Source organism: Rhizobium sp. L9, assembly GCF_002531885.1.
GTDB lineage: Bacteria > Pseudomonadota > Alphaproteobacteria > Rhizobiales > Rhizobiaceae > Rhizobium.
Genome location: NZ_NWSZ01000005.1, coordinates 322,245 through 331,832, shown reverse-complemented (window position 1 = coordinate 331,832; position 9,588 = coordinate 322,245). Strand labels below are relative to the sequence as shown.

At 59.2% G+C, this 9,588-nt stretch carries 10 protein-coding genes; 7 read left to right on the top strand and 3 right to left on the bottom strand.

Annotated elements, in window-relative coordinates; translation table 11 throughout:
* The coding region (locus CO660_RS06940) for a VCBS domain-containing protein (protein WP_210421946.1) at positions 1-546 on the bottom strand (546 nt) is incomplete at its 3' end.
* A 490-nt stretch (positions 547-1,036) separates the two neighbouring features.
* Between CO660_RS06940 and CO660_RS06935 the strand changes: the two genes are divergently transcribed.
* Positions 1,037-1,360 (top strand): hypothetical protein, encoded by a 324-nt coding sequence (locus CO660_RS06935; protein ID WP_097598106.1) that lies wholly within the window; start codon positions 1,037-1,039, stop codon positions 1,358-1,360.
* A 137-nt stretch (positions 1,361-1,497) separates the two neighbouring features.
* Here CO660_RS06935 and CO660_RS06930 read toward each other — a convergent pair whose 3' ends face one another.
* On the bottom strand, positions 1,498-1,941 hold the full coding sequence (locus tag CO660_RS06930; protein ID WP_064803462.1) for an SRPBCC family protein: 444 nt from the start codon (positions 1,939-1,941) through the stop codon (positions 1,498-1,500).
* Between the two features lie 143 nt (positions 1,942-2,084).
* Entirely contained in the window at positions 2,085-2,777 is a 693-nt protein-coding gene (locus CO660_RS06925; RefSeq protein ID WP_097598105.1) for a type 1 glutamine amidotransferase domain-containing protein, read from the bottom strand.
* 212 nt (positions 2,778-2,989) lie between these two features.
* Between CO660_RS06925 and CO660_RS06920 the strand changes: the two genes are divergently transcribed.
* From CO660_RS06920 to CO660_RS06895, 6 genes are all read left to right on the top strand, one after another.
* On the top strand, positions 2,990-3,991 hold the full coding sequence (locus CO660_RS06920) for a LacI family DNA-binding transcriptional regulator (RefSeq protein WP_097598137.1): 1,002 nt from the start codon (positions 2,990-2,992) through the stop codon (positions 3,989-3,991).
* Between the two features lie 172 nt (positions 3,992-4,163).
* Entirely contained in the window at positions 4,164-5,198 is a 1,035-nt protein-coding gene (locus tag CO660_RS06915) for a sterol desaturase family protein (protein ID WP_097598104.1), read from the top strand.
* Entirely contained in the window at positions 5,195-5,506 is a 312-nt protein-coding gene (locus tag CO660_RS06910) for a MocE family 2Fe-2S type ferredoxin (protein WP_097598103.1), read from the top strand. Before CO660_RS06915 ends, CO660_RS06910 begins: the two co-directional genes overlap by 4 nt.
* 101 nt (positions 5,507-5,607) lie before the next feature.
* Positions 5,608-6,813: an FAD-dependent oxidoreductase gene (locus tag CO660_RS06905; RefSeq protein WP_097598102.1), complete on the top strand. Its 1,206-nt coding sequence runs from the start codon at positions 5,608-5,610 to the stop codon at positions 6,811-6,813.
* On the top strand, positions 6,810-7,643 hold the full coding sequence (locus CO660_RS06900; RefSeq protein ID WP_176536241.1) for a sugar phosphate isomerase/epimerase: 834 nt from the start codon (positions 6,810-6,812) through the stop codon (positions 7,641-7,643). Before CO660_RS06905 ends, CO660_RS06900 begins: the two co-directional genes overlap by 4 nt.
* Positions 7,644-7,884: 241 nt before the next feature.
* A complete protein-coding gene (locus tag CO660_RS06895; protein WP_097598101.1) occupies positions 7,885-9,534 on the top strand; it encodes an EAL domain-containing protein in 1,650 nt (549 codons plus the stop codon).
* The last annotated feature ends 54 nt before the right edge of the window (positions 9,535-9,588 follow it).

Genomic DNA, 9,588 nt, shown 5'->3' with positions numbered 1-9,588 from the left:
ACCCGCCTCGACCGTCGCCCGGTCGTCGGTCACCGTCGCATCGACGACGATCGCAGCCGCATCGTTGGCGCCGGTGAGTGAGATCGAGACATTGGCCTCGCTCAGCGTGCCATTGCCGAGCCGTATCGCATAGACAAAACTATCTTTGAGGATTTCACCGGCAGACAGCGTATTGATATCCGCGCCCGAGCCCGCGATGCCGCTTCCATCGCTAATGCGGTATTCAATCTTTCCATTGTTGATCCTGACCCAATTGCCGAGCAGGGTCGTCTCCCAGGCAGATGCCCCATTCGCTCCGACGTCTTTCGAAATAAGCTCATAATCAGTTGTAATTGGATTGCCATCTCCGTCATCGACCGAGAAGAGGGATTTGGCATTCCCGCCAAGATCATTCGACATCACGTCAAGGGTTATCGTTTTGGTGGCCGCATTGTAGAGCTGAAGACTGAGCAGCTGATCTTCCGTCCAGATGTAAGAGTCATCCTTCGCCTGTGGCGCATTGGTGAAAGAAGTCGTGCTGCCACCGCCGGTGCTTTGCGTAGCCATTAAAATACCCCCATGACTCAAAACAGGTAATCCGGAACCGATTTAAGAATATTAAGGCTAAGACGACACGAAGGAACACGCCGCCGCCCCGGTATTGTCGAGGCAAACACCATATTTCTTGATTCAGAACCGGAATACTCCCCACTCCTAATAAAGTGTTAACATATATACTATGAAATAAAAGACGATTTTCTTGCGACGGTTAATTTCTCCTCGAATTCGCTACGAGAGAAGGCCTCTTGTCAGCGCGGCACGCGCGCGACGGCGATTGCCGAGGCTGAAATCGCAGACGTCGATCGTAATGAGCAATGGGGTGTGACGGCGGCGCGAGGCGTTGGTGAAGCGCAGGCTCAAGCTTCAGAGCGTTTCCACTCTTCCTCGATCGATCAGGTCAGCACGGCTGAGTCCACGCCGATCATTTCATCGACATGTCATGAAACTTCTAGCTGGGGATCGGCTTTCTACAACGAAGCCAAACAAGGAGCTCCCAATGTCCGGCGAAGCCGAAAATAATGGAAAAACCGCCATCGTTCCAGTTCAGAACCCGTCAGCAGCCGAACAACCCGCCACTGCGTCCGTGCTCGAAGACATGCAGAAAGCAAGCACGGAGACCCGTCAGCCGGAGCCGGCCGCCGCGTTGTTCTCCTGGGAGATCGATCCGCCGGAACTGGCCAAACTGATCTCCGAAGTGATGACACTGCCGATGATCCTGTGGTCGACGGGTATATCCCTGACCTATTCCCTCTGGCTGTCTTCGCTGCTGCCCGCACGCGAGACGATCGGCTCGATCAAGCAAAGCGCGGATTACGCTTAGCAACTTCGGCTGACTGCGGCCGACCACGCCCCCAGCCCATGCGATCTCCGCCCCCACCACGGAATATTTGTGGAATGAAGGGCAGAGCGGCGGCAAGCGCCTGCGCGCCGCCGCTCGTCAAGTTTCGCGCAATTGCATTATTCGTTGATGTCGGGCTCGACGACCCTAGCCAGATTGCGTAGCGACTCCTGCCAGCCGAGATAGCAGGCTTCGGGCGGGATGAGATCGGGCACGCCGGCCTGGGTGATATCCACCTCAGTGCCGACCGAGACTTTCTTCAGCGTCACCGTGACTTCCATTTCGCCCGGCAGGTTCGGGTCGTCGAACTTGTCCGTATAACGCACGCGTTCGCCCGGGACGAGCTCACGAAATTCGCCGCCGAAGGCGTGGCTATTGCCAGTGGTGAAGTTACGGAAAGACATTCTGAAGGTGCCGCCGACGGCCGGCTCCAGGTGATGCACTGTGCAGAGGAAGCCGTTCGGCGGAAGCCATTTTGCGAGCGCATCTGCCTCGATGAAGGCGCGATAGACCTTCTCCGGGCTCGTGGCGAAAACGCGGTGCAGTCGTATGGTGCTTGGCATAGTGGTGATCCTTGTCTGGACGGAATGAACGAGCTAAGGACGGACAAGTCTTCGCCGATCCGACAGTGAGCCGAAATTTTCTTTAAGAAAAAATCACTCACGTCCGAACTGCACCGCACCGCAAATACGCTTCCCCGTTCGCGTCATGCAGCCGCCTGCTCCCCCACTGCGTTGAGCAGCAGCCGTGCGGCCTGCTTCGACGATGCCGGGTTCTGTCCGGTGATCAGCAGCCCGTCCTGGACGACATGCACGGCCCAGTCCTCGGTCGCCGAAAACTTCGCCCCCTGCCCCCTCAACACGTCTTCGAGCAGATAGGGCACGACCTCGACGAGCTGCACGGCCGCCTCCTCGGAATTGGTAAAGCCGGTCACCGTCCGCCCCTTCGCGATCGGGCCGCCGTCTGGCGCCTTGACATTGGTCAGGATTCCCGGCGCGTGGCAAACGAGCGCCAGCGGCTTTCCCGCCGCAAGCGTCTCCTCGATCAGCGCGTGCGCATTGCGGTCGTTCGTCAGGTCCCAAAGCGGGCCATGGCCACCGGGGAAGAACACGGTGTCATAATCGGCCTGGTCGATATCGGACAGTCGCAACGTATTGGCAAGCGCAGCCGTCGCGGCCGGGTCCTTTTCAAATCGCCTCGTATCGTCCGTCTGAAACGCCGGCTCATTGCTCTTCGGATCGAGCGGAGGCTGGCCTCCTTTCGGCGACGCGAGCACGACCTCGGCCCCGGCGTCACGGAAAACGAAGTAAGGGGCGGCGAGCTCCTCGAGCCAGAAGCCGGTTTTCTTGCCGGTATTTCCCAGCTGATCATGCGATGTGAGAACCATGAGAATTTTCATTGCTCAGCTCCTTCGACCCGGCCGGAGGACAAAATTCTCGCGTCCGGTTTAATGGTGAAATACTGCCTGCAATCTCATGCTGAACTGGGAAAAACCATAGATCGGCTGCACCCACGTTACAAGCTCTGCGAGTCTTGGGGCTCAGGTGTATGAAGAACGACAGATTGCCCATAGGATCAACCACATCGCGTTAGCATCCGAAGGACTTGGAAGTGAGCAAGCCGAATTATCGGGATATCGCCCGCCACGCCGGCGTTGGAACGGCCACGGTCGAGCGGGTCCTGAACGGACGCGGGGGCGTTCGGCCGGAACTGGTCGAGAAGGTCATATCCGCCGCGCGTCGCCTCGATTACCCACGCAAGCTTCCCGACGCCCATCGCGGCCTGCTCCGGATCGAAGTGCTGATGGTTCGTCCGGAAACGAGCTTCTATCGTCGCCTTTCCCACGCCTTCGAAAGGATTGCGGCAACCCTCGATCCCTTGGTCGTCGTGCACCGAAGTTTCACCGACGAGATGAATCCGGAGGGAATTGCCCGACGCATCCTGTCCACCGACCTTTCACGCGCCGGCTTGATTCTTGCCGTGCCGAGCAGCCAGGTGATCAGCGCCGCGGTGGAAAAGGTAAATTCGCAAGGCCTGCCCGTGGTCCACGTCGTCACCCGCGCTTCCGACCGCGTCGGAGAATTCGTCGGCATCGACAACAATGCCGCTGGCCGGACAGCTGCGCTCTATATCAGCCGAATGGCCGTTCGAGCCGGGCCTGTGGTTGCGATCTGCCATCCCATCTATCAGGTGCATCGCGACCGGATCCGCGGCTTTTCCGACTATTTTCGCGATCATCCCGGCGCCTCCAATTTCGAATGGCTAGGATTCGGTGGCGATGAGGAGCGGGCCAGCGCCGATCTCTTGTGGTCGGCCCTGGAGATGTATCCCGGCCTTGCCGGCCTCTACAATGCCGGCGGCGCCAATTCCGCCCTGATCGAAGTGCTTCGCCGCCATCCGCGCGGCGGCAACGTCTTCTTCGTTGGACATGAATTGACGGACTATACCCGCGCGGCCCTGAAGGACGGCATCATGGATGTGGTACTTGACCAGGCGCCGGAAGCTCAGGCGCGGAGGGCGCTCGACCATATCCTGCGCCGCATCGGCTTGACCGAGATCGAGCCGGACCGGAGCCCGATCCACTTCATCACCATCACCAAGGAAGGGCTTTGATCTAATTAGATCAAAGAAGCCTTCGCCGTTCGAAACGCACCCTGCTAACTTTTGCGTCAGGAGAAGATCCGGCGCGCAAGGAGCCGCATCGGATCAAGGCGCGTGAGCCGCGCTCACCTTTACTAAAAATGTGTGCGGGCACCGAGACATCAGGCGCCCGGAGGAGATGCCAATGGATGATCTGAACTTCGGCAAGCGTAACAAGCGCGGCGATTGGGCGCCGAACCAGCCGGTCGAAACCGCGCCGCTTTTCGTCTTGCCCCCGCAACTGACGGCTATCCTGAAATGGCTGCCGCACTACTTCCTTCCCTGGAATCTCATTTTTGCGGTGTCTGCGATCGCCTATTGGGCCTGGATCATTCCCCCGGTCGCGACGATGCAGACGCTGAGCCTCGGCTGGATCTCGTGGTTGTACGCCGTAAATGCCGTCTGCGTCTTCCTGTTCTATGGCGCCTTCGAGTTGCATCTCTATGTTCTGAAACGCCAGGAAAATCGCTTCAAATACAATTGCAAATTCCCCGCCGAACAGAAAAACAGCGCCTTTTGGTTCCAGAACCAGAACCTCGACAATATTCTGCGCACTTTCCTTTCGGGCGTCGTCATCTGGACCGCCATCGAGGTCGGCATGCTCTGGGCCTATGCCAACGGCTATGCGCCGTGGCTCGGCTTTGCCGAAAACCCCTGGACGCTGGCGCTCGTCGCGCTCGTGGTTCCGATCATTCACGAGTTCCACTTCTTCTGCATTCACAGGCTCATCCACACACCCTTTCTCTATAAATGGGTGCATTCGGTCCACCACAACTCCGTCAACCCTTCGCCCTGGTCATCGCTGTCGATGCATCCGGCCGAGCATCTGCTCTATCTGGGAACGGCGTTTTACCACCTGATCCTGCCCTCCAACCCGGTCATCATGCTCTATCAGCTGCACTATGCCGGCTTCGGGGCGATTCCCGGCCATGTCGGCTTCGACAAGGTCGAGGTCGGCAAGGAGAGGCTGGTCGATAGTCACGCCTATGCGCATTACCTCCACCACAAATATTTCGAGGTGAATTACGGCGATGCCCTGATCCCGCTCGATAAGTGGTTCGGCACCTGGCACGACGGTTCCCCCGAAGGCGAAGCGCAGATGCAGGAACGCTACCGCAGGCGAAAGCAAAAGCTCCAAGCCCGCAAGGCTCGCCTCGAAACGGAAGGAGCCGCCGAATGACCTGGGTTTCAGCTGGCAGACTTGACGACATCGAACAGGAAGGCGCCATCCGTTTCGATCATGGCGGACGCACCTACGCGATTTACCGGGGCCCGGATGACAGCGTCTACTGCACGGCCGGGCTCTGCACACACGAGGCGATCCACCTCGCCGACGGACTGGTCATGGATTTCGAGGTCGAATGTCCGAAGCATTCCGGCGCTTTCGATTACCGAACAGGTGAAGCGCTGAGGCTGCCGGCCTGCGAGAACCTGAAGACCTATCCGGCGGAGGTCGTCGACGGAGAAGTGCGCGTGGCCCTCGGTTAGGTGGCCAAAGAACCTGGCGGAATCCGCCAAGAAGAACTGATCCTCCCCGGCCGGCGTCTCCTCCTCACCAGCGCCGGCTGCTCTTTCTACTGGAGAATGCAATGGACGGTATCGTCATCATCGGTGCAGGCGAGTCCGGAACCCGGGCGGCCTTCACCCTGCGCGAGGCGGGTTATTCCGGAGCCGTCACGCTGGTCGGAGCCGAGCCTCATCTGCCTTATGAACGGCCACCTCTGTCGAAAACTCCCGATGGCATGGTGCGGATGAAACTGATCTGCCCGAAAGAAGCGCTGGAGGCGGCCGGCATCACCTATCTCAAGGGCTGCTCGGTCTCCAAGCTGGATCCCGCCGCCGCGACCGTAAGCTTGAGCGACGGGCGGGTATTGAATTACGAAAAGCTGCTGCTGACCACCGGCGCACGGCCGAGGCGGCTTGCATGCGCGGGTGCGGAACGTGCGCTCGATTTTCGCACCCACGCCGACGCCGAAGCGATCTTCTCCAATGTCGCGCCCGGCCGACGCGTCGCGATCATCGGCGCGGGTCTGATCGGGATGGAACTCGCATCCGTCCTTCGCGCAAAGGACGTTACGGTTGATGTGATCGAGGCCGCGCCGAAACCTTTAGGCCGCGCCGTCCCTGCCCGCTTCGCCGACAAGCTGCATGCCCGACATGCCGCCGAAGGTGTGCGCTTCCACTTTGATCGGAGCGTTGCGGAGATCGGCAAGGACAGTGTCGTCTTGAGCGATGGCACCATCCTGCCTGCTGACCTCGTCGTCAGCGCCATCGGGGTCCAGCCTGAAACCACTTTGGCGGAAGCATCGGGGCTGGCCACGGGCAACGGAATTCTGACGGACGCATGTCTTCGCACCAGCGCGGCGAACATATTTGCCGCAGGCGATTGCGCCGCGGTGGCCCAACCCGGCGGAGGACACATCCGCTATGAAAGCTGGCGCAACGCCAGAACGCAGGCCGAGACCGCAGCACGGAACATGGCCGGCGCCGCCGAGACTTTCGCTGCCATTCCCTGGTTCTGGTCCGACCAATACGATCTCGGCCTCCAGGTGGCGGGGCAGCCGCTGCCCGCGCATCAGAGCGTCCGGCGATCGGCGCCAGAGGGAGAGCTCGAATTCTATCTCGATGACGGGCGATTGGTGGCTGCCGCGGGTCTTGGCATCGGCAATGGCCTGGCCAAGCATATCAAGCTGGCCGAAATGCTGATCGCCGCTTGTATCTGTCCCGAGCCTGCAGCATTGGCCGATCCGGGCGTGAACCTCAAGACCCTTCTGAAAGGCGCGCGGGCCGCATGATGCAGAAGCTCCTGATCTTCCAGTCACTCTGGGCCATGGAGCGCCGGCACACCGACGGGTTCGAGCCGAGCCTCGACGACAATATCGCTGCGATCTGCGAAGCGGGCTTCGATGGCATCAGTGCGCACTATACCAACCGCGACGATGTCATCCGCCTCAACAAGGCCATTCGGGGCACCGGCTTGAAGATCGAGGCGGTCTGCTTTCCCCGCAGCATCGAGGATTTGCGTCTGCCGCTGGAACTTGCCGCGGCCTTTCCGGTCAGCCACATCAACCTGCAGCCCAATATCCGCCCCCGCCGGATCGAGGATTGCCTGCCGATTCTCGATGGCTGGATGCGGCTCGCCGAAAATGCCGGTATTCCGGTATTCATCGAAACCCATCGCGACAGGATGACGACGGACCTGTTCTTCACGCTCGATCTGCTCGATCGACGTCCCGATCTGCCGTTGCTGGCGGATCTGTCGCATTTCCTGGTCGGGCGCGAATTCGCCTTTCCGGTCGATGAGGAAAATCACGCGCATATCAGGCGCATCCTGCAGAATGCCCATGCATTTCACGGCCGCGTCGCTTCACGCGAACAGGTGCAGATCGAAATCTCCTTTGCGCATCACCGGCCCTGGGTCGATCTCTTCCTGCAGTGGTGGGACTACGGCTTTCGCCATTGGCGATCACGCGCAGCCGATCAGGCCGAACTGGTCTTTACCTGCGAATTGGGCCCCAAACCCTATGCGATCACCGCCAGAGACGGCAACGACTCGACGGACAGATGGGCCGAGGCGCTGGCGCTGCGCCAGATGGTGCGCGAACTATGGGCTGCCATTGCCTGAGCCACAGCGCACGAACAATCGTGCGGCAATTCGTTCTCTCGTCACCCCCGCCGCCACTCTGAGGTGGCGGCCAATGACTCCGTCAGATCAGTGCAGGCGCGTCCACAGCGGTGAGTGCGTTGGCAAAGGTTGGGGATTGTTAATCAGAAATGCCTAATGTATTTCTTAACGTGCACAAGTTGTGCGGCAGTTAAGTTGCTATAATATCTGGTAGGACATTCAATCAGGGAGAGCCTCCGACATGCGGAAAATTCCTGCTGCCAGCTTGGCCCTCGAAAAAACGGAGACAATCGATTCGGGGGGCCCGGTCGACCGGCTTATGTTCTTTGATCGCGATTTCAATCCCGTTGAAAATTTGCTTGGCAATGCGCTGCCCACCTCCTTAAAACCAGCCGCCTCCTTCTGGGAGCATTTTCCGGAGCTGGACAAATCAGCAGTCATGCTGGCTTTCCGTTCACTGGGTGACAGCGCCCAGCCGTTGCGAATAACAGACGCGCTCGGCGGATCACATGACCTGACGATCTATCGGATCGGTGATCTGTTTGCCGTGCTCCAATCCGAGGAACAGGTTGACGACGAGCGCGCAACACTTTTGCATCTCGCCACACATGATCCGCTGACTGGACTGCCGAACCGGCGCCAGTTCAGCGAGGACCTGAGCGCGCTGTTGCAGGAGACTGCAAGCTCGAACGAAACTCTTTCATTGATGCAACTCGACCTCGACGATTTCAAGCCCGTAAACGACACGCTCGGGCACGCGGCGGGCGACCAGCTTCTTCAATCGGCTGCAAGGCGTATCCAAGCCTGCCTCTCCAGCGATGACAGGGCCTATCGATTGGCTGGCGACGAATTCACGGTGATCTCCCTTGGCGGAGGACATCCTGCCAAAGCGCACCTCCTGGCCGAAGATCTGGTTGCCGCGTTCAAAAAACCCTTCACGATAGACGGCATTGCGCTCTTTGTCGGCACCAGCATCGGCATATCCACCGCTCCGTCGGACGGCACGAGTCCGGAACAGCTGATGAAGGCTTCCGACCTCGCACTCTACGCCGCCAAGAAAGAGGGGCGTGGTCGGGCAAAAGCCTATGACCCAACAATGCTAGAATTGCTGGAGCAGCGGGAACTGCTTCGCCGCAGTCTGCGCATGGCACTCGACCAACAGCAATTCTATGTCGAATACCAGCCGATTGCCGAGGGCGGCTGCATTGTCGGCTTCGAGGCGTTGCTGAGATGGCACCACCCCCTGCTTGGAAAAATTCCACCGTCGGTATTCATTCCAATGGCCGAGGCGGACGGAATGATGCCGGATATTGGGGCGTGGGTGTTGGAACAGTCATGTCGCGAGGCGATGAAATGGCCGGACAACTACCTCGTCGCCGTCAATGTGTCCGCGGCTGAATTCTTGACAAGCGGCCTGACCGACCGGATTTCCCAGACGCTGGACCTGGTCGGACTGCCGCCCGAGCGTCTGGAGCTCGAAATAACCGAGAGCGTACTGCTCGAGCGGACCGTCAACAACATTGATACGCTCAACACGCTCAATGTGCTGGGCATACGAATTTCGCTTGACGACTTCGGCACGGAATATTCGTCCCTGAGCTATCTCAAGACATTTCCGTTCGACACGATCAAGATCGACAAATACTTTATCACTGATCTCGAAACCGATCTGAAAAGTCAGGCAATCGTCCGCTGCATCGTAAACCTTGCACATGACCTCGACATGCAGGTGACAGCCGAGGGAGTTGAAATGCCGGGTCAGGCGGAATGGCTGCACAGCGTGGGCTGCGACCGGCTTCAGGGCTACCTGCTGAGCAGACCGCTTCCCGTCGAGGCAATTGACGAATTCATCAAAGGGGCAGAAGCATTCAAAAACCGCGCCCGACGATAGTGCTCGAAACTTTTCGCCGTGCTTCTACATTGCATGCAGATCCAACGCTCCTGA